17 protein-coding genes, 2 pseudogenes and 2 riboswitches are annotated in these 20,338 nt (G+C 71.9%); of the genes and pseudogenes, 18 read left to right on the forward strand and 1 reads right to left on the reverse strand.

The window, feature by feature from the left end; all coding sequences use genetic code 11:
* Positions 1–104: 104 nt before the first annotated feature.
* From QQK45_RS10595 to QQK45_RS10615, 4 genes and pseudogenes are all read left to right on the forward strand, one after another.
* A pseudogene (locus tag QQK45_RS10595) lies at positions 105–1,363 on the forward strand (NAD(P)H-dependent oxidoreductase).
* Positions 1,360–1,572, forward strand: a complete 213-nt coding sequence (locus tag QQK45_RS10605; protein WP_284293234.1) for a putative quinol monooxygenase — start codon at positions 1,360–1,362, stop codon at positions 1,570–1,572. The pseudogene QQK45_RS10595 and the gene QQK45_RS10605 overlap by 4 nt, the downstream one beginning before the upstream one ends.
* A gap of 103 nt (positions 1,573–1,675) precedes the next feature.
* Positions 1,676–2,623 (forward strand): sugar phosphate isomerase/epimerase family protein, encoded by a 948-nt coding sequence (locus tag QQK45_RS10610; RefSeq protein ID WP_284293235.1) that lies wholly within the window; start codon positions 1,676–1,678, stop codon positions 2,621–2,623.
* Positions 2,620–3,693, forward strand: a complete 1,074-nt coding sequence (locus QQK45_RS10615; protein ID WP_284293236.1) for a zinc-dependent alcohol dehydrogenase — start codon at positions 2,620–2,622, stop codon at positions 3,691–3,693. The genes QQK45_RS10610 and QQK45_RS10615 overlap by 4 nt, the downstream gene beginning before the upstream one ends.
* 64 nt (positions 3,694–3,757) lie before the next feature.
* Here QQK45_RS10615 and QQK45_RS10620 read toward each other — a convergent pair whose 3' ends face one another.
* A complete protein-coding gene (locus QQK45_RS10620) occupies positions 3,758–5,212 on the reverse strand; it encodes an MDR family MFS transporter (RefSeq protein WP_284293237.1) in 1,455 nt (484 codons plus the stop codon).
* An 87-nt stretch (positions 5,213–5,299) separates the two neighbouring features.
* Here QQK45_RS10620 and QQK45_RS10625 point away from each other — a divergent pair, with 87 nt between their 5' ends.
* The 14 genes and pseudogenes from QQK45_RS10625 (at position 5,300) to QQK45_RS10690 (ending at position 20,335) form a co-directional block, all read left to right on the forward strand.
* Positions 5,300–5,788 carry a TetR/AcrR family transcriptional regulator gene (locus tag QQK45_RS10625; RefSeq protein WP_284293238.1) on the forward strand — a complete coding sequence of 163 codons (489 nt, stop codon included), beginning with the start codon at positions 5,300–5,302 and terminating at the stop codon, positions 5,786–5,788.
* Between the two features lie 490 nt (positions 5,789–6,278).
* Positions 6,279–6,389: riboswitch (SAM riboswitch) on the forward strand.
* Positions 6,390–7,054: 665 nt separating this feature from the next.
* A pseudogene (locus QQK45_RS10630) lies at positions 7,055–7,794 on the forward strand (LLM class flavin-dependent oxidoreductase); the annotation flags it as partial.
* Between the two features lie 37 nt (positions 7,795–7,831).
* Positions 7,832–9,178 (forward strand): NtaA/DmoA family FMN-dependent monooxygenase, encoded by a 1,347-nt coding sequence (locus tag QQK45_RS10635; protein ID WP_284293239.1) that lies wholly within the window; start codon positions 7,832–7,834, stop codon positions 9,176–9,178.
* Between the two features lie 358 nt (positions 9,179–9,536).
* A complete protein-coding gene (locus QQK45_RS10640) occupies positions 9,537–10,175 on the forward strand; it encodes a DUF1684 domain-containing protein (protein WP_284293240.1) in 639 nt (212 codons plus the stop codon).
* Positions 10,172–11,239 (forward strand): ABC transporter permease, encoded by a 1,068-nt coding sequence (locus tag QQK45_RS10645; RefSeq protein WP_284293241.1) that lies wholly within the window; start codon positions 10,172–10,174, stop codon positions 11,237–11,239. Before QQK45_RS10640 ends, QQK45_RS10645 begins: the two co-directional genes overlap by 4 nt.
* Positions 11,229–12,071 carry an ABC transporter permease gene (locus QQK45_RS10650; protein WP_284293242.1) on the forward strand — a complete coding sequence of 281 codons (843 nt, stop codon included), beginning with the start codon at positions 11,229–11,231 and terminating at the stop codon, positions 12,069–12,071. The genes QQK45_RS10645 and QQK45_RS10650 overlap by 11 nt, the downstream gene beginning before the upstream one ends.
* Positions 12,068–13,714: a dipeptide ABC transporter ATP-binding protein gene (locus QQK45_RS10655; RefSeq protein ID WP_284293243.1), complete on the forward strand. Its 1,647-nt coding sequence runs from the start codon at positions 12,068–12,070 to the stop codon at positions 13,712–13,714. Before QQK45_RS10650 ends, QQK45_RS10655 begins: the two co-directional genes overlap by 4 nt.
* Positions 13,715–13,801: 87 nt before the next feature.
* Positions 13,802–15,340, forward strand: a complete 1,539-nt coding sequence (locus QQK45_RS10660) for an ABC transporter substrate-binding protein (RefSeq protein WP_284293244.1) — start codon at positions 13,802–13,804, stop codon at positions 15,338–15,340.
* Between the two features lie 56 nt (positions 15,341–15,396).
* Positions 15,397–16,005 (forward strand): RraA family protein, encoded by a 609-nt coding sequence (locus tag QQK45_RS10665; RefSeq protein WP_284293245.1) that lies wholly within the window; start codon positions 15,397–15,399, stop codon positions 16,003–16,005.
* Positions 16,002–17,312 (forward strand): NtaA/DmoA family FMN-dependent monooxygenase, encoded by a 1,311-nt coding sequence (locus QQK45_RS10670; RefSeq protein ID WP_284293246.1) that lies wholly within the window; start codon positions 16,002–16,004, stop codon positions 17,310–17,312. The genes QQK45_RS10665 and QQK45_RS10670 overlap by 4 nt, the downstream gene beginning before the upstream one ends.
* Positions 17,309–17,893, forward strand: a complete 585-nt coding sequence (locus tag QQK45_RS10675) for a GNAT family N-acetyltransferase (RefSeq protein WP_284293247.1) — start codon at positions 17,309–17,311, stop codon at positions 17,891–17,893. The genes QQK45_RS10670 and QQK45_RS10675 overlap by 4 nt, the downstream gene beginning before the upstream one ends.
* A gap of 156 nt (positions 17,894–18,049) precedes the next feature.
* The gene (locus tag QQK45_RS10680) at positions 18,050–18,418 is read left to right on the forward strand and encodes a hypothetical protein (protein ID WP_284293248.1); all 369 of its coding nucleotides are present in this window, start codon (positions 18,050–18,052) and stop codon (positions 18,416–18,418) included.
* Positions 18,340–19,107, forward strand: coding sequence for an aminotransferase class I/II-fold pyridoxal phosphate-dependent enzyme (locus QQK45_RS10685; RefSeq protein ID WP_284295014.1), 768 nt, complete (start codon positions 18,340–18,342; stop codon positions 19,105–19,107). Before QQK45_RS10680 ends, QQK45_RS10685 begins: the two co-directional genes overlap by 79 nt.
* A gap of 188 nt (positions 19,108–19,295) precedes the next feature.
* A riboswitch (SAM riboswitch) is annotated at positions 19,296–19,398 on the forward strand.
* A gap of 322 nt (positions 19,399–19,720) precedes the next feature.
* The gene (locus tag QQK45_RS10690) at positions 19,721–20,335 is read left to right on the forward strand and encodes a GNAT family N-acetyltransferase (RefSeq protein WP_284293249.1); all 615 of its coding nucleotides are present in this window, start codon (positions 19,721–19,723) and stop codon (positions 20,333–20,335) included.
* Positions 20,336–20,338 lie beyond the last annotated feature (3 nt).

A 20,338-nucleotide genomic window follows, 5' to 3' on the forward strand; every position in this document is an offset into this window, starting at 1 on the left:
GTAGGAGGCGCAGCAGCATGAACCTTCACGAGCTCCTGACGGAGCGCGAGCACGACGGCAACCCCGTCCGCGTCGGCCTCATCGGCGCGGGCCGGTTCGGCACGATGTACCTCGCACAGGCCCACAACATCCCGGGGATCCACATCGTCGCGGTCGCCGACATCAACGTGGCACGTGCGGAGTCGGCGCTCGAGCTCGCGGAGTGGCCCGACGCCGACCGCGTGGGCACCGTCGACGAGGCGCTCGCGGGACGCGGGCTCGCGATCGTCGACGACGCCTCCCTCCTCTTCCGCCCCGAGATCGACGTCGTCGTCGAGGCGACCGGGAACCCGGTGGTCGGAGCAGCCCACGCGGTCCGGGCGATCGAGACCGGTCAGCACGTGGTGATGGTCACGGTCGAGGCGGATCCCGTGGCGGGCCCCGCGCTGCACCGGCTCGCGAAGAGGCACGGCGTCGTCTACACGCTGGCGTACGGCGACCAGCCCGCAGCGATCTGGGAGCTCGTGGACTGGGCGCGCACCTCCGGCTTCGAGGTGGTCTGCGCGGGCAAGGGCGCGAAGTTCCTCCCTCACTACCACGAGATGAATCCCGACAACGTGTGGGAGAACTGGGAGTTCTCCTCGGAGCTCGTGGCTTCGGGGCAGCTCAACCCCCGCATGTACACGGCGTTCCGTGACGGCACGAAGGCCGCGATCGAGATGGCAGCAGTGGCGAACGCCTCCCGCCTGCTGCCGTCGGACGACGGGTTGACGTTCACCCCGGGCACCCAGGCAGAGATCCCCAGCGTGTGCCGTCCCAAAGAGGCGGGGGTGTGCTCGCGCGTTCCGGCTCCGTGGAGGTCATGTCGAGCGTGACGCGCGACGGCGAGTGGATCGACCACCACACCCAGGAGGGCGTGTTCGTCGTCGTCAAGGCGGCCTCGCGGTACGTGGCGGACTGCCTCAAGGACTTCCCCGGGTGCTCCGACCCGACGGGCGAGTACGGAGCGCTCTACCGACCGCACCACTTCGTCGGCCTCGAGGTGAACGTGTCGGTCGCGCACGCGGCACTCCAGGGCGTCGCCACCGGCTCTCCCGTCGGGTTCTACGCGGATGTGGTCGCCACGGCGAAGCGGGACCTACGCGCGGGCGAGACGCTCGACGGCGAAGGCGGCTACACGGTCTGGGGAAAGCTGATCACGGCCGCGACCTCCGTGGAGAGGAACGCGCTGCCGATCGCGCTGGCGCACGGGGTGACGCTCCTGCGTGACGTGGCACGCGGCGAGACTGTCCGCATGGATGACGTCGATCTCTCCGCGCCGGAGCTCGCGCAGATCCTGGACCTGCGTCGTGAGACCGTCGACCAGCTGGTGGCCGAGCGATGAGCGCGGTCGTCCTCGTCGTCGAGTTCGTGCCGCGCGAAGGGCGCGCGCGCGAGCTCGAGGCCGCGCTCGTCGGCGCGGTGCCCGCCGTACACGCAGAGGACGGGTGCGTCCTGTATGCGCTGCACCGCGACGCCGCCGGGACGATGGTGCTGGTCGAGAAGTGGGAGTCGCGGGACGACCTCGAGAGGCACGCCGGGGGCCTGCGGTGAAGGCGCTCGACGACGCGGTCGAGGGGCTGACCGCCTATCCGCCGGTCGTGCGCGAGGTCGAGCCGGTCGCCGCGGGCCGGGCCTCCGCAGGGGGTTGTGACCGGTGCGGATCAGTGTCTTCCCGAAGGGCGACCTCGACGAGCTCGTCGCCGGCGAGCAGCCCGTGACCGGCTGGATCGCCCGTGCGGCGGATCTCCCGGTCGACGGCGTCGAGCTCTACTCGAGGTTCTTCCTCGACGGCCCGCCCGACCTTGCGTCCCGGGTCGGAGACGCTCTCGCCCACCACGGGCTCGAGCTGCCGATGCTGTGCGCATCACCGGACTTCGCGCACCCGGACCCGGAGATCCGGGCGCGTGAACTCGACGACGAGATCGCCATGATCGAGCTCACGCGCGAGCTGGGCGGACCTGGTGCGTCCTGCCGGGTCCTGTCAGGGCAGCGTCATCCCCACGTCGACCCGGAACAGGCCGAGGAGTGGGTCGTGGACGCGTTCCTCAAGCTGCTGCCGGTCGCGGTCGAGCTGGACGTGGTGCTGGGGTTCGAGAACCACTACAAGGACGGGTTCTGGACGTATCCGGAGTTCGCCCAGTCGAAGGAGCGCTACCGCAGGATCCTCGACCGGATCCCTCGCGGTGAACATTTCGGCGTCCAGTTTGACCCGTCCAACGCCCTCGTCGCGGGTGACGACCCCGTCGACTTCCTTCGGGAGGTGCTCGATCGTGTCGTGACCGTGCAGGCCTCCGACCGCTACCTCGCCGAGGGGGCCTCCATGGCGGACCTCGCGGTCGCGGACGGCTCGCAGGGATACGCGGACGTCCTGCGCCATGGGGTGATCGGCCAGGGGCTGAACGACTACCCGGAGATCTTCGGGACCCTGGCTGCCGCGGGGTACGACGGGTGGGTCAGCATCGAGGACGGTGTGAACGGCTGGGACGACCTGCGAGCCTCGGTCGAGTTTCTCCGCGACGCGCGTCAGCGCTATTTCAACGGCTCGACCCGCGCGGGGCGCGACGTACCCGTCGTGCCCCCGATGAAAGGAGCCGAGCTGTGAGAGCCCTCGTGAAGTACGACCTCAGCGACGAGGGGATGGAGGTGCGAGATATCCCCGAGCCGAGCATGGGGGACGACGAGGTCCTGATCGAGACGCGTGCGGTCGGCGTCTGCGGGTCCGACATCCATCTCTGGCGCAACTCGCACAGCTGGGACCTCGAGCTGCCGGTGGTGGTCGGGCACGAGATCGCCGGAGAGGTGATCGCCGTCGGGCCGGGCGCCCCGGGCGGGTGGCGGGTGGGGGACCGGGTGGTCTGTGAGACCGCAGCCAAGATCTGCGGTCGCTGCCGCTACTGCCGGACAGGACAGTACAACCTGTGTCCGGACCGGCTCGGGTACGGCGCGAAGCACGACGGCTTCTTCACCGCGCGGGTCGCGGTCGAGCCGCGCGTCCTGCATCGGATCCCCGACGGCGTGAGCTACGAGCACGCCGCGCTCGCGGAACCGTTCGCGGTCGCCTACAACGCGCTGGTGGAGCGCGCGACGGTCGTCCCCGGGGACCTCGTCGTGATCCAGGGTGCCGGGCCGATCGGCGCGCTGAGCGTCCAGGTCGCTCGGCTCTGCGGGGCGGGACGGATCGTCGTGCTGTGCACGGATCGCGACGAGCCGCGGCTCCCGAGCGTGGTCCGGATGGGCGCGGACCAGGTCGTGAACGTCCAGAAGGAGGACGCTCGCGTGATCGTCGGCAGCCTCGGCGACGGCCTGGGCGCGGACGTCGTGGTCGACGCGACGGGGGTGAGCGCGGCGCTGGCGGACTCGTTGGACCTCGTCCGGGCGCTCGGCACCGTCGTCAAGATCGGCTGGGGGCCGCAGCCGTACGGGCGCAGCCTGGACCCGCTCGTCGCCAAGGCGGTGACGCTGCACGGCTCCTTCTCGCACACCTGGACGACGTGGGAGCGCGTTCTCGACGGGTTTGCCACGGGCCGCCTCGACGCCTCCGCCGCGCTCGGAGGGGTCTACCCGCTCGACGACTGGGCCCAGGCGTTCGAGGACATGGAGAGCGGTCGCAACGTGAAGTCCGTCCTGACCTTCTCCGTTGCCCGGCCCGCGGAGGAAGGAGAGGGCGTGTGACGGCGATCTGAGCGGTGGCTGTCGGCGAGCGCCCCGCCCCGTGGGCCCGGGGCGGGGCGAGGCGCTACCCGACCTGCGCCGCACGGCTCCTCGCGGGCAGGATCGCCGCCGGGACGAGCCCGACCAGCGTCAGGGCGATCGCCCACCAGAACGCGCCCTGGAAGGCCCGGGTGGCGCCGTCGTCGAGCAGGGACTGGAGGGCGACGGCGACGATCGCGGTCCCGAAGGACGCGCCCACCTGCTGGGTGATGCGCGTGTTCATGGTGGCGTGCGGGATGTCGGCGCGCGGCACGTCCTGGTACGCGACGGACATGGGCGGGATGATCACCGCGCCGATCCCGATGCCGCGGACGAACAGCACGGCCCCGAGCCACCACGGGCTCGTGCCGGGCCCGGCGACGGCGAACGGGACGGTCGCGACGGCGGCGAGGAGGAAGCTCGCGGCGGTCACGGCCCGCGCCCCGAATCGTTCCACGAGCCCGCCGACGACGAACCGCGCGCCGAGCGCGCCGACCCCCTGCGGGATCAGGAGCAGCCCGGCCGCGAGCACGCTCTCTCCCCGGAGCTGCTGGTAGTAGAGCGGCAGCAGGAACATCGCGGCGTACATGGCGGCGCCGGCGGTGAACAGGACGGCGGACGCGCCGCCGAGGGACCGGAGGCGCAGGAGCCGGACGTCGACGACGGGCTGGTGCGAACCCGGCCGCAGCGTCCGGGCGACGAACGCGACGAGCAGCACGAGCCCCGCCCCGAGCGGCACGAGGACGCCGGGGTGCCACAGGCCGCCGTCCTCGGCGAGCTGGGAGAGGCCGAGCAGCACCCCGGTGAGCGCGGGCGCGAGGAGCGCGAGCCCGACGACGTCGAGCCGGGCGCGAGGGGCCGACGCGGATGGCCGGTCGTCGGGGAGGAACCGCCACGCGAGGACGAGCCCGACGGCGACCAGGGGGACGTTGACGAGGAACAGCCAGCGCCAGCTGAGCCAGTTGAGGATCAGGCCGCCGATCACGGGTCCGAGGATCGGCCCGAGGGCCAGGGGCATGCTGACGGCGGCCATGAGCCGCGTGCTCGCCTTCCCGTCGGCGGCGCGGACGGCGAGCGTCTGCATGAGCGGGAAGATCAGGCCGCCGCCGAACCCTTGGACGGCGCGGAACGCGATCAGGCTGGACTCGTCCCATGCGACCGCGCACAGCACGGAGCCGGCGACGAAGACGAGGAGCGCGGCCGTCCAGACCCGCTTGCCGCCCCACCGGGCCTCCGCCCACCCGGTCACGGGGATCGCGACGGCCATCGCGAGCAGGTAGGCGGTGGTGACCCACTGGATCGTCGTGGTCGCCGAGTCGAGGTCCACGGCGAGGGTGTGGATGGCGAGCGTGACCATCGTCGAGTCGAGGATCGCGGCGATGCCGCCGACGACGAGGGCGAGCAGGGCGTTGCGGACCGCCGGTGGGATCGCGGGGCTCGCGGCGGGCGCTCCGGGCGGCTCCGGGACCGTGGTGGTCGCCGTGGTGTCGGGGTGGGTCATCGCCCGTCTCCTCATTAAGAGTTGGATTCGTCTCTTAAGAGGCTAGGCGCGGTTGATAAGGAATGCAAGTCTCTCTAATGTGGAAGGGTGTCGTCCGCAGTCACCGAATCCGTCCGACGCCGTCGCCGCGGCCCCGAGCTCGAGGCCGCGCTGCTCGACGCCGCCTGGGACGAGCTGTGCAGCGTCGGCTACGCGCGACTCACCATGGAATCGGTAGCGGCTCGCGCCGAGACCGGGGTGGCGGTGCTCTATCGCCGGTGGGCCAACAAGGAGGAGCTCACCCTCGCGGCGCTCGAGCGTCGACGCACCACGACCCGCACCGAGCTCCCTGACACCGGGAACCTGCGCGACGACCTCGTCGCGACCCTCCGGACCATGAGCGAGCGGAGCTCGGCCTTCTGGGGTGTCGTGACGGGAGCGGCGTTCTCCGGCCTGCTCGGCGAGAGCGGCCTCACCCCGGCGCAGGTCCGCGAACGCATCCTCGGCGAGGGAGCGCGCAGCCGCGTCGACGCGCTCTACCGGCGTGCCCAGGGGCGGGGGAGCTCGATCTCGAGCGGGTTCCGCCAGGCGTTCTGACACTGCCCTTCGACCTGGTCCGCCACGACCTGCTGATGACGCTCAGGCCTCTCCCGGCGGCGCGTGTCCGGTCGATTGTCGACGAGATCTTCCTTCCCCTCGTCCGGGCGTACGGCGGCTCGGCGGGGACGGCGCGCAGGCTCTGAGGAGGGTGTCGGACGCGGGTGGTGCGCGTCATGCGTAGCTCCTGGACTCGAAGCGCGGAGTCCGGCCGAGTGCGGCCGTCGGGCCGAGGGGGATCCCGTGCTCGGCGCGCGGGCGCACGACCGGCGGGCAGCCGTCCTCGCGTACGACTCGTTGCTCCGGGAAGTGTGCCCGCGCGAAGGGCGGGAGCGGATGGCGCGGCTGGAGCCGGTGAGGGTCTCGTCAGAGGAGACGGTGTGACGCCGTGTCACGGTGTGCGACCTGCCGTCCGACTCATTCGTCCACTTGGTGGACGGTCCGGTCATCCTTCTTGACCAAATCGATCAAGAAACCTACGGTCGTCCCAGGTCATGAGTTCCAGCCCTTCGGCCCCGGCCGGCTGGACGGCAACCCCGCTCCGCGGCGGGGTGCCCCGGGTGATGACCCGGCCCGTTTCCGCGACGGGCAACCAGCGCGAGGCCCACGGGCCAGGAGGAACACGAATGACGACCCACGACCAGCCCGGCGAGCACCCGGTCCGGCGCTCATCCCGCTCTGCCGTGCCGCATAGCCGGCGCCGCGTCTGTCGTCCGGCACGTCCGACGACGCGCTAGGCGCCCCGCCGCCGCAGCCCGGGACCCGCCCCGGGACACCGCACCACTCCACCCCACTCCCGCGAAGGTGCCGGGTCGCTCGATCGCGCCCGGAACTCGCCGACCCCGGAGGACCCACCATGTCCACGACCCGCACCCTTCACCTCGGCGTCGACCTCACCGACGGCGGTGCCCACGCCGGCGCCTGGCGTGCGCACGGACCCGTCGCCCCGCGCCCGTTCGACGCCGCCCGGCTCGCCGGCCTCGTCGCGACCGCCCAGAACGGGCTGCTCGACTTCGTGCTCTTCGATGACGCCTTCACGCTGCGGCCTCAGCGCGGGGCCGCGCTGCAGGGCCGCCTCGACGCGGCGCTCGTGAGTGCGCGGCTCGCCCCGCGGTCCGCCGGGATCGGTCTCGTCGCGACCGTCGACACGACGCACACCGAGCCGTTCCACGTGTCGAAGGCGATCGCGACCATCGACCACGTCTCGGGGGGCGGGCGGCCTGGCAGCTCGGCTGGTCCACCGACGCGGCGTCCGCGGCGGCGTTCGGGCGCCGGCCCGCGCCCGACGAAGTCGAGGCGCTCGGGGAAGCCGAAGAGGCCGTCGAGGTCGTCGAGCGGCTCTGGGACTCCTGGGAGGACGACGCCGAGATCCGCGACGAGGCGACCCACCGGTTCGTCGACCGCGACAAGCTGCACTACGTCGACTTCGAGGGCGTGCACTTCGCCGTCAAGGGACCGTCCATCACCCCGCGCTCGCCGCAGGGCCGACCGCCCGTCGTCGTGCGCGCGGACTCGCCCTCAGCCTCGACCTCGCGGGCCGCCGGGCCGACGTCGTGCGCGTGCAGGCGACGCAGCGCGACGACGCGCGGGCGATCCGCGACGAGGTCCGCGACATCGCCCGTGACGCGGGCCGCGACCCCGACGCCGTGCGCGTGCTCGTCGACCTCGTGACCGTCGTCGGGCAGGACCGGCGCAGCGCGCAGGAGCGCCTCGACCTCCTCGAGGAGCTCGGCGGCGAGAACGGCGGGCTGCCCGAAGGGGCGCTGACCCACGTCGGGACCGCGGTCGACCTCGCCGACCTCCTCGAGGACTGGTTCGATGCCGGCGCCGCGGACGGCTTCACGCTCCGGCCGGCGTCGCTCGACACGGACCTGCGGGCGATCGTCGGCGGCACGGTCCCGGTCCTCCAGGCCGACGGCGTCTTCCGGCAGACGTACCCGGGCACGACCCTGCGCGACACGCTCGGCCTGCCCCGGCCCGCGAGCCGCTACGCCGCCGCCCAGTGACCCCGCCCACGCCGCCGCGCCGACCGGAGACCCGCTCATGACCACGCAGCACCGCAAGCAGATCCACCTCGGCGTCCACTTCCCGGGCGTCAACAACACGACCGTCTGGACCGACCCGCGCTCGGGCAGCCAGATCGACTTCTCGTCGTTCGAGCACCTCGCACGCAAGGCCGAGGACGCGAAGCTCGACTTCTTCTTCCTCGCCGAGGGCCTGCGGCTGCGCGAGCACAAGGGCCGCATCCACGACCTCGACGTCGTCGGGCGCCCCGACACGCTTCCCGTCCTCGCCGCGCTCGCCGCCGTGACCGACCGCATCGGGCTCGCGGGCACCATCAACACGACGTTCAACGAGCCGTTCGAGCTCGCGCGCCAGTTCGCGACGCTCGACATCCTGTCCGAGGGCCGGGCGGCCTGGAACCTCGTGACCAGCTCCGACGCGTTCACGGGCGAGAACTTCCGGCGCGGCGGCTTCCTCGACCACGCGGACCGCTACCGCCGGGCCGCGGAGCTCGTCGAGGCCGCGCGGACGCTCTGGGACTCCTGGGACGAGGAGATCACCGCGGACGGCCGCACGATCCCTCGTGGCGCGCACCCGTTCGAGCACACCGGCCCCCAGTTCGACGTGCGCGGCACGTTCACGACGCCGCGCAGCCCCCAGGGCCACCCGGTGCTGTTCCAGGCGGGCGACTCGAGCGACGGTCGCGAGTTCGCGGCGGCGACCGCCGACGTCATCTTCTCCTCGCACCCCGCGTTCAAGGACGGGCAGGCGTTCTACCGGGACGTCAAGGACCGGCTCGCCACGTACGGGCGAGACCGCGACGCCCTCAAGATCATCCCCGCGACCACCGTGACGATCGGCGACACCCCTGAGGAAGCCGCGGAGGCGGCACGTGAGATCCGCCTCGCCCAGGTCCCCGGGGTGACGGCGATCGCGTTCCTCGAGCAGATCTGGGGCCGTGACCTCACCGCCTACGACCCCGAGGGGCCGCTGCCCGACGTCGAGCCCGACTACGACAACCAGGCCATCACACGCGGCCGGGTACGCCACGGGGACCCGCGCGAGGTCGCCCGACAGTGGCGCGAGCTCGCCGACGCGAACCGCTGGTCCATCCGCGAGCTCGTCCTGCAGCTCACGTCGCGTGGCGGGTTCGTCGGCACGCCCACGCACGTCGCCGACGAGATCGACCGGTTCGTCCAGGAGGACGCGAGCGACGGCTTCATCCTCGTGCCTCATCTGACGCCGCACGGGCTGGACGACGTGCTCGACCGCGTCGTGCCGCTTCTGCAGGAGCGCGGCTCGTTCCGAGCCGAGTACGCCGGCACCACGCTGCGTGACCACCTCGGCCTCGTCCGGCCCGGCGTGCCCGCACGGGCCGTCGCCTGACCTCTCGACCCCGAACGGAGACCACGATGAGCACCGACACCTTGAGCGGCGCCGAGGGCACGACGGGCGCCGTCGACCCTGCCGTCGAGCGCTGGCGGGCCTGGCGTGCGGAGCGCGCCGCCGGCCTCAAGGCTCCCCGCGGCGTCCTGTCCCTCACGTCGCACCACTGGCTCGGCCGCGAACCGGCGCCGGTCCCCGGCGTCCCGGGCCTGTGGTGGGCCGATGACGACGGCGCGCACGTCCGCGTGGACGGTGACGCCCGGTCCGACGACGACACCCCCGCCGTCCTGCTCGACGCGGACACGCTCCGCCCGGTCGAGGACCCCGGACCGTCGTCGTCGCGGAGGCCGGCTCGGTCGTGCCGTTCCTGGTCGACGGCCCGGGTGGTGCGACTCCCGACGCGGCGGGAGCGGCTCTCGTCGGCGTGGAGCTGGCGCTGCGCACCGGCCGCTACCTCCTGCGCACGCGCGACCCGAAGGCGCCGGCGCTCGCGGCGTTCGTCGCGGCCGGCGAGGAGGCCGCCGTCCCGGCGTTCGCGTTCGACCCCGCCCAGGTGCGCGACCTCCCGGTCCGCTGGTACGCCGAGCCCCGCGCGGACGTCGTCGACGGCGCCAAGCCGGGCCTCGTGCACCACGTGGCGGTGGTCGGGGAGGTCGACCTGGACGGTACGACCCTCCGGCTCGTCGCCGGCCACCACGGTGGGGTCACGCTGTCGTTCACGGACCGTGCGCCCGGGACCCCGGGGTGGCGGGCCGTGCACGTCCCGGCCGTCGACGTCGAGGCGTCGCGCGCGGCCGCGGCCTCGAGCGGTGGTCCGGACGTCGACGGCGGGCCCGAGCGCACGCTCCGAGTCGACCTCAACCGGGCAACCGCCTACCCGTCGCACTTCAACGACCACGGCACGTGCCCGCGACCCCTCGCGGGCAACGATCTCCCGTTCGCCGTCCAGGCCGGGGAGAAGGACCCCTCCGTGCGTCAGCCGGCTCCCCACGCATGACGGGGGCGCAGGCGCGGTACGTCGTCGGACGGATCGCTCAGGCCCTCGTCATCGTGGTGCTCACCTACACGCTGGTCTTCGCGATCCTCTACCTGCTCCCGGGGGATCCCATCGCTTCGGCCGTCAACGACCCGCAGAACCCGCTCCCCCAGGACCAGGTGCACGTCGTCCTGGCCTACTACAACCTCGACCGCAGCGGGCTGGAGCAGTACCTGATCGCGGCAGGGCGCGCGCTGCACGGAGACTTCGGCTACTCGCTGACGACGGGGCAGCCGGTCGCGCGGATGTTCGGCCAGGCGCTCCCGCACACGGCGTCGATCGCGGCGCTGGCCTTCCTGGTCGCTGTCGTCGTCGCCTTCGGGATCTCCGTCCTGGCCACCCACGGCCCCACCCGAGGCGTGCGCGCGATCGCCCGCGCGGTGCCGTCCGTGACGCTGTCCGTACCCAGCTTCCTTCTCGCCCTGGTCGTCGTGCAGGTCTTCGCGTTCCGGCTCGGCTGGTTCTCACCGGTCAGGGACTCGGGCTTCAAGGCGGTTCTCTGGCCGGCGCTCGTGCTCGGGGTCGTGGTGGCGCCGCACGTCACCCAGGTGTTCGTGCAGGGCGTCGACAGGACCCAGCAGATGCCGTTCGTCCTCGTGCTGCGCGCGCAGGGGCGTTCGGGCTACGCGATCTTCCTCCGTGTGGTCAAGAACGCCGTCCTGCCGACGCTGACCCTGTTCTCGCTGACGGCCGGTGAGCTCCTCGCCGGTTCCGTGATCGTCGAGGTCATCTTCAACAAGAACGGGATCGGGCAGCTCACCCAGGACGCCGTCCGCGGCCAGGACACGCCGGTGATCCTGCTCGTGGTGCTGTTCGTGTCGACGGTCTTCGTCACCATCAACCTGCTCACCGACCTCGTGTACCCGTGGATCGACCCGCGCATCTCGCTGCGCCAGCGCACCCGTGACCGGCGCGGGAGCGGACGGGGTGGGCCGCAGCCTGCGTCCGGGGACGTGACGTCGTCCTCGGGCGAGCGGGAAGACGAGCGGAAGATGGCATCGGCAGGTGTCGACCATGGTGCTTGACGAGACCGCCGGAACCGTGCGCCGTACGCACCGGCTCAGGAACGCCGACCCGCTGCTCGTCCTGGCGGTCCTCGTGCTCGCCGTGATCGCGGTCTTCGTGGTCGCGCCCGGCGCCGTCAGCCCGCACGACCCGCTCAGCGCGGTGGGCCAGTCGCTCCAGCCGCCCTCGGGGCGGTTCCTCTTCGGCACGGACTATCTCGGTCGCGACATCTTCTCGCGTGTCGTCTACGGCACGCGGACGACACTGCTCGGCTCGCTCGTGGCGGTCACGTGCGGACTCGTCGTCGGCAGCGTCCTCGGACTGGTCGCGGCCTACTTCGGCGGGGTCGTCGACGTGGTCGTCGGACGGCTCGTCGACGTGCTGCTGTCGATCCCCGGGCTGCTGCTGTCCATGGTGATCGTCGTGGCGCTCGGCTTCGGGACACTCAACGCTGCCGTCGCCGTCGGTGCGTCCTCGGTCGCGCTGTTCGCGCGGCTCATGCGTTCCGAGGTGCTCACCGTCCGTGAGCTCGGTTTCGTGGAGTCGTCCCGCCACATCGGGGCGAGCACCACCAGGATCCTGCTGCGCCACATCCTGCCCAACTCGTACTCGTCGGTGCTCTCGCTCGTCGTCCTCCAGTTCGGTGCTTCGATCCTCTGGATCTCCTCCCTGAGCTTCCTGGGGTACGGCGCGCCGCCGCCGCAGCCGGAGTGGGGCCTCCTGATCGCCGAGGGGCGCGACTACATCGTGTCGTCCCCGTGGCTGGTGGTACTCCCGGGTGCGGTGATCGTCGCGATGGTCCTGTCGATCACGAAGGTGTCACGGACCGTGCGACGGAGGTACGAGTCATGAGCGGCACCGCCCGCCCGCCCGCGATCGACGTGCGCGGGCTCTCCCTGAGCTATCGCGACCGACGGACCCACGAGCGCCGCCGCGTGCTCGACGGCGTCGACCTCACCCTCGAGGCCGGGACGACACACGCGCTGGTCGGGCAGTCGGGATCGGGCAAGAGCACGCTCGCGCTGGCCGTCACCGGTCTGCTTCCCGGCAACGCGGCGGTCGAGGCGGGGACGATCGCGCTCCAGGGGAAGGTCCCGTCGCGGCGCGAGCTCGTCGTGGCACGCCGGCACGTCCTCGGCTTCGTGCCGCAGGATCCGCTGAGCTCGCTGGACCCGCTGCAGCGGGTCGGTCGTCAGCTCGCCTCGCTGCTGCGGTCGCGCGACCGCAGCCTGTCGCGCGCTGCGGCGAAGCAGCGTGCCGTCGAACTGCTGGACCAGGTCGAGATCGAGCGGTCGGCCGAGAAATACGACAGCTACCCGCACCAGCTCTCGGGTGGGCAGCTGCAGCGGGTCCTCATCGCCATGGCGATCTCCGGGGACCCTGACGTCCTCATCGCCGACGAGCCGACCTCGGCGCTCGACGTCACGGTCCAGAAGGTCATCCTCGACCTCCTGCTCCGGCTGCGTTCGAGCCTCGGGCTCGCGATGCTCCTGATCACGCACGACCTCGCGCTGGCGGGCGAGCGCAGCGACGCGATCACCGTGCTCGAGCACGGTGTCGTCCGCGACTCGGGCCCGACCACGGACGTCCTCGCAGCGCCCTCGGCCGCGTACACCCGAAGGCTGCTCGCGGACGTTCCCGCCCTCGCGCCGGACCGGTTCCGGGAGACGGGGGCTTCCTCGCCCGTCTGCGAACGGGCTGGGGACGACGACCCGATCCTGACCGTGCGCGGGCTGACGAAGAGCTATCACGACGCGGCCGGAGGCCCGAACCGGGTGCTGCGAGGGGTCGACCTCACGGTCCGGCGAGGGAGCACGCACGCCATCGTCGGGGAGTCCGGATCCGGCAAGACGACGATCGCCCGCATCCTCGCGAGCCTCACTCCCTACGACACCGGCGAGGTCCGGTTCGACGGCGCGCCGGCGGCAGGCGGCGGAATCCCGATCGCAGGGCCCCGGCGGCTCCAGCTGATCTCCCAGAACCCGCTCGCCGTGCTCGACCCGAGGATGACGGTCCGGCAGCTCCTGGAGGAGCCACTCCTCATCCACACCGAGCTGACGAGACGCGAGCGTCGGGCCGAGGTCACGGCGCTGCTCGACCGCCTCGACCTGCCGGCCGAACTGTCGGGACGGCGGCCCAAGGAGCTCTCCGGAGGGCAGCGCCAGCGTGTCGCCGTCGGCCGCGCGATCGTGCTCGCGCCCGAGGTCCTGGTCCTCGACGAGCCGACGTCTGCGCTCGACGTGAGCGTCCAGGCGAACATCGTCGAGCTTCTGATGGACCTCAAGGCCCGGCACGGGCTCACCTACGTCTTCATCTCGCACGACCTCGGGCTGGTACGCCAGGTCTCCGACACGGTCACGGTCCTGTCCCGAGGGCAGGTCGTCGAGTCGGGTCTCACGCACGAGGTACTGGCCCGGCCCACCCATCACTACACCCGGACGCTGGTCGACTCGATCCCCGGGCTGCCCCACACGACGAGGAAGGTACTTCGATGAGGAGAGCACGCAAGCGGTTCGGGTCTCTGGCAGCGGCGGGAGCGCTGCTGGCGCTGCTCGTCAGCGCGTGCAGCGGAGGGTCGTCGGGTGCTCCCGCCTCCGGGACGGGGAGCCCGTCCGCGGGGGAACCTCGTCTACCTCGAGGCGGAGAATTGGTGCACCTTCAGCCCGAACCTCATCGGCTGCTGGCAGAACAACTCCGTCGCCAACAACGCCCTCGACCGGCTCGTCTACGAGAACCCCGACACGCTCGAGTACGAGCCCTGGCTCGCCAAGAGCTTCTCCGTCTCGAAGGACGGGCTGACCTACACCTTCGAGCTGCGATCGGACGTGAAGTTCAGCGACGGGACCCCGCTCACCGCGGACGTCGTCAAGCAGAACCTGGTCTACCGTGACCAGGGCGACTCCGCGAAGGGCATCCCACGCAAGGCGGGCTGGCCCGAGGGCGCGACGTACACGGCCGACGACGCCACGAACACCGTGACCGTCAAGCTCAAGGAGCCGTACGCGCCGTTCCTCAGCCTCGTGGCCAACTTCGCCAGCGGCATCCTCGCCCCGAAGTTCTTCACGCTCACGGCCGACCAGCAGGCGGACCCGAGCAACTGGATCGGCACCGGACCGTTCCACGTCACCCAGTACGTGGCCAACGAGAAGCTGGTGCTCACCCGGACCAAGGGCTACGCCTGGGCTCCTCGCTCGTCCTATGTCAAGAACCAGGGCGAGGCGTACCTCGACACCGTCACCGAGCTCTCCGTCCCGGAGGACGCCGTGCGGCTCGGCACTCTCGAGTCCGGTCAGGCCGACGTCCTGCGCTACGTGCAGCCGAGCGAGGAGTCCCGGCTCGCGAGCAAGGGATACCAGGTCCTGGCCTTCCGCACCCCCAGCTTCTCGCCGTCCTGGTACTTCCAGCTGACGGCCCCGTACGTCGACGACATCAGGGTCCGTCGGGCGATCCTGCACGCGATCGACCGGCAGAAGATCGTCGACCAGCTCTACTCGTCCAGCTGGAACGCGTCGACCGGGCTCTTCAACAAGGTCGCACGTGGGTACACCGACCAGTCGAAGCTCATCGCGTACGAGCCCGACACGTCCGACAAGCTGCTCGACGAGGCCGGCTGGACCTCGAGGAACGCCGACGGCTACCGCACGAAGGACGGCAAGGAGCTCACCATCTCCACGTACGTCGACGTCTACGACCACACGGCCAAGGCCAAGTACCAGGCGGTCCAGCAGCAGCTCAAGCAGATCGGCGTCCACCTCGACGTCAAGCAGGTCGACTACTCGACCTACCCGACGGCGATCACCGACCCGTCGGTCGGCCTGATCCGCGGCGGTGGCTCCAACAACGAGCCCGGGCTCGCGCTGGCCCAGAACGTCTGGGCGGACGTCTTCAAGCTCGACGGGTCCGACAAGAAGCTCGTCGAGCTGACGACGGCCGAGACCCAGGCGACGACGGACGCGGCACGCACGAAGGCGCTCGACGCGCTGCAGGACTACGTCGTCGAGCAGGCGTACTACGTGCCGATCCTGGAAGACACCCAGACGTTCGTCGCCCAGTCGTACGTGCACGGAGTGGTGAGCTCGCGCGCGCTGCCGTCGTTCGCCAGCGCCTGGCTGTCGAAATGACGGCGACCGCCCGCGCTCCGTACTCGCTCACCCGAGAACCGAAGGACGAATCCACCATGAGCTCCACCGCCAGCATCCCGTCCGACGACGTGCTCGCACGTCTGCGATCCGTCTCGCCCTCGACGCTCGGTCACCTGCGCGACCACGGCCTCATCGCCGGTCTGGACCCGCTGTTCAGGCCGATCCGCTTCGCGGGCGTCGCGCGGACCGTCGTCGGCGGCGAGTACGACTCCCCAGGCCTGAACCGGGTGATCGACGAGGGCGACGAGCGCACCGTGATCGTGATCAGTCGTCCGGCGGGGACCCGTCGCACGACGTACGGCGGCGTCGTCGGCACCCGGGCACGTGCCCGAGGGATCGCGGGCCTCGTCATCGACGGGCCGGTCACCGACTCCGAGCAGCTCGTCGAGCTGGGCACGCCGATCTACCACCGTGGCGTGACTCCGCTCGTCGGACGCAGCACGGACGGCCTCGAGATCGTCGACGTCCCGGTCGTCGTCGGCGGCGTGGTGGTGAACCCCGGCGACGTGCTGTTCGGCGACAACGACGGCGTCGCCGTGCTCTCGCCCTACGAGGTCGAGCCCGTGCTGGAGGTGCTGGAGGACATGGAGCGTCGCGAGGTCGGGCTCCGGGCGTCGCTCCTCGCGCAGGGGGCGGACCGATGAGCACCCCCGAGCGCCGGCTCCACCTCGTGCAGTTCATCGGCGGGGCCCAGGGGGTGTACGACTCCTGGGCCGACCCCACCGAGCGGACCCTCGCGTACTACCAGCGGGTCGCCCAGCACGCCGAGAAGGAGGGGCTCCTCTCGCTCTTCATCGCGGACAACTCGATGCTGCTCCGCGACGGTGACCTCAGCACGCTAGGCGCCCTGGAGCCGATCACGCTCTTCTCGGCGCTGGCCGCGGTGACCGAGCGGATCGGGCTCATCGCGACGGTCTCGACGACCTACTGGGAGCCGTACAACCTGGCACGGCTCGTCGCGACCCTCGACCAACTGAGCGACGGCCGAGCCGGCTGGAACGCCGTGACGTCGTTCCGTGGCGAGCAGAACTTCGGCTTCGGCGACATCCCCGACCCGGAGACGCGCTACGCGCGGGCGACGGAGTTCGTCGAGGTCGTGCTCAAGCTCTGGGACAGCTGGTCGCCTGCCGCGATCAAGACCGACACAGGGGGCGCACGTGCCTACTCGGACGGCGCGCAGATCCGCGACATCGAGCACGTGGGACCTCACTTCTCGGTCCGTGGCGCACTCGACGTCCCCCGCTCCAAGCAGGGCCGGCCGCTGCTCGCCCAGGCCGGAGCCTCGGACCTCGGCCGCCGGCTCGGGGCGACGTACGCCGACCTGATCTACACGGCTGAACCCACCTGGGACAGCGCGTCCGAGTTCGTGCGGGGGCTGCGGTCCCACGCGGCCGCGGCGGGACGGCCCAACGGTCTGCCGGCCATCCTCACGGGTCTGAACTCCACCTTCGCGAGCACGACCGAGGAAGGCGAGCGGCTGAAGTGGCAGAAGGTCGAGGCCTACGGGGTGGAGCGTGCTGTCCAGACCCTCTCCCGGCACCTCGGGGACGCCGACCTGACCGGGATCGACCTCGACGACGCCATCCCCGCAGAACGGCTTCCCGACGTGGCGTCCGTCCGGCGACGGCAAGGGCGCTTCGGCGTCCTGGCGCACCTCGCCACCGAGGAGCGGCGACCACTGCGGGAGATGCTCTTCGCAGGCGTGCACTGGGGCCACTGGACGGAGGTCGGAGATCCCGGGCAGATCGCCGACCGGGTGCAGGCCCGGTACGAGGCGCACCTGACGGACGCGATCACGGTCGGCACTCCGCAGGACGAGACGCAGCGCGACGTCCTGTGGCAGGAGTTCGTCCCCGAGCTCGTGCGGCGCGGGCTGTTCGAGCCGGGATACCGCGGGCGGACGCTCCGCGAGAACCTGTTCGGTGCGCGGACGGACGCGGAGGGCTCGTGACGTCGGCCACGGTCCGAGCCGGTGACGTGCGGCTGGTCACGGTCGATTGGGACGACCCCCGGGCGGTCGCGCTGCGGGCGGCGATGGACGCCGAGGTCGGACCGCGCTACGCGGACCGCCGGCGTCCGCGAGAGGCCGCGCGCTACGAGTCGGTGCCAGGCACGCAGGTCGACCCCGCGGAGCTCGTCGCAACGCTGCTGGCCCTCGATGCCGGCGGCGAGGCGGTCGGGCACGCGGCGCTGCGGCGGCTCGACGGCGAGCTCGAGGTCAAGCGGGTCTTCGTCGTGCCCTCGGCACGCGGTACCGGGGTCGCCGTGCAGATCATGCTGGCCCTCGAGGACGTGGCCAGGCAGTGGGGCGCCGCGCGTGTCGTCCTGCAGACCGGCACCCGGCAGCCGGAGGCCGTCGGGCTCTACACCAAGCTCGGCTACAGGCCGATCCCGGTCTACCCGCCCTACACCGCGCTGCCCCCGTCTCTCTGCTTTGCGAAGTCGCTCTCGGGGGCGGCTTCGGAGGAATCCACGACCCACGGGTCTCCCCGGGCGGGAGACATCGAAGACCGACAGGAGAAGGTCTCATGACCACGGTGAACGACGTCGTTGCGGACCCCGACGCCTTGTTGTCGGGCCGCGGCCGGCCCGGCCCGGCCGGGGTCGGGACCTTCGGACCACCCCCACGGGTCTGCCCGAGGGGGCCGTGCTGCTCACCGGGGGTCGCCCGCGCGTGAAGCGCTCCCCGTGAGCGAGCTGCGGAACGCCTTCGCGACGGTGCTGGCCGACCCCGAGGCAGGCCCGCTGGCTCTCGCGTACTCGGGCGGCCCAGGAGACCCGCGGTTGCGCGAGCTGATCGCGGCGCGCGAGGGTGTCGACCCCGCACGGGTCGTCATCACCAACGGTGGCTTGCACGGCATCAGCCTGGTGCTGGAGTCGCTCGTCGACGAGGGCGACGTCGTCGCGGTCGAGAGCCCGACCTACCCGCTGACGCTGCGCGTTCTGGGGCGCTCGGCGCGCGGTTCCTGCCAGTGCGGGTGGACGAGGAGGGTCTGGACACGGACCATCTCGCGTCCCTGCTCGAGGAGGGTGCGAGGCCCAAGGTCGTCTACGTGATCCCCGACTTCCAGAACCCGACGGGTGCGACCCTGTCCGCGGCGCGACGGGCGCATCTCGCCGCGTTGTCGGAGCGCTATGGCTTCGTGGTGCTGGCCGACGACGCGTACCGCCCCCTGCGGTTCGAGGGGGAAGAACCCGGCGGCCTGCCGGGCGACGGCGGCAACCTCGTCAGGGTCTCGACGTTCGCCAAGACCCTCGGCCCGGGGCTGCGGCTCGGCTGGGCGGTGCTCCCGGAGTGGTTGGTGCCCGCGGTCGTGCGTATCCGCCAGAACCAGGACCAGCACTCCTCGCTCCTGACTCAGCGCGCCGTCGCGGAGCTCCTCGGCCGGCCCGGGGCCTACGACGGGATCCTCGACAGGGCACGAAGCATCTACCGAGCTCGGTCGACCGCGTTGCGCCGGGCGCTCGAGGGCCTGGCGCCCGACAGGATCCGGCTCGAGCCCGTGCGCGGCGGGATCTTCGCGTGGGCGCGGATCCTCGACGACGAGGTCGACGTCGTCCGGCTGCGTCGCGTCGCCAACGAGCTGGGCACGGACTTCTCGGTGGGGACGTACTTCGACCCGTCGGGGTCCGGTGCTTTCGCGGACCGTGTCCGGCTGGGCTTCAGCGGCCACGACGAGGCGCGGTTGCGCGACGCGGCGACGCGGCTCTCGCAGGCGCTGGGCGACCCTCGTTCGCGAGGCTGACCGACCGGCGCGGCGACGAGGGACCTCGCGTCCCGGACACCGACGAGGGCTCACCGCAGGCGCGGTGGGCCCTCGTCGACGTCCGGGGAAAGTCTGCGACGCGTCGCCGGAGGACCCAATCGTCCACCAGGTGAGCAATGCCAGGGGACCGTTGACGCGGCACCCTCGCCCGCCTAGCGTCCCGGCCAGGTCAAGAGTTCCAGCCCTGCGGCCCCGGCCGGCTGGACGGCAACCCCGTGCGCTTCGGGGTGCCCCGGGTGATGACCCGGCTCCCGTCGTCCGCGGGAGCAACCTGCGCGGGCCCCTGCGGGCCAGAAGGAGACACGAACGATGCGTCGCCGCACCGCCGCCATGACCCCGGTCCGTGTCGTCCTCGTGTGTTGTCGCGCGTCAGGGTGTCGCTCCCACGCCTGAGCCTGCTCGCTCGCTCCTCGCTGCGGGCGGCCCTTTGCGCCCGACCTTTCCCCCAAAGCCCGGCCCTCGTGCGCCTCCGTGCACCCGCGGCCATCCCACAGGAGAGCCTTATGCCTCGTTCGTCCTCGTGCTGGACGCGCTCGTGCGTGAGCCGAACCGAAGTCACGGTCCGTCGAGATCACGGTGGGGCGTCCCTACGATGACCGCACTCGCCTCCGGGCTCGAGGCCCGCAGCGTCCGTCTCGACGACCCGCTCGCGAGCACCCTGCTCGACGAGCTGTTCGTGGAGTACCGCGACCGGTACGCCGACCTGCTCGGTGTCGAGGGACTCGACGCCGAGCAGCTCGCCCGCTACGTCGCCGAGTTCCGCACCGAGGGGCTCGAGGACTTCCTCCCGCCGGGTGGCGACCTCGTCCTCCTCCTGGCAGGCGGCGCGCCCGTCGCCGGGGGTGCGTTCCGGCGGCGCACCGAGCCCGAGCTGGGGGAGCCCGCGCGTCGGGCACCGGGCCCGGGGACGGGCGAGCCCACCCACGACGACGACGGCACACCCCTCGTCGCGACCGCCGAGCTCAAGCGGATCTGGACCCACTCGGCGCACCGGCGCCGGGGCCTGGCCCGCCAGGTCCTCGCGGAGCTCGAGCGCCGCGCCGCCGAGCGCGGTTACGTCCGCGTCTACCTGACCACCGGGCCGCGGCAGCCCGAGGCCGTCGGCCTCTACGTCGCGTCCGGCTACACCCCGCTGTTCGACCCCGTCGCGGTCTCCCACGAGGCCCCCGACGTCCTGTCACCCAGACCGTTCGACAAGTGGCTCTGAGCC

Origin of the sequence: Luteimicrobium album (genome assembly GCF_030161555.1) — a bacterium.
Lineage (GTDB): Bacteria > Actinomycetota > Actinomycetes > Actinomycetales > Cellulomonadaceae > Luteimicrobium > Luteimicrobium album.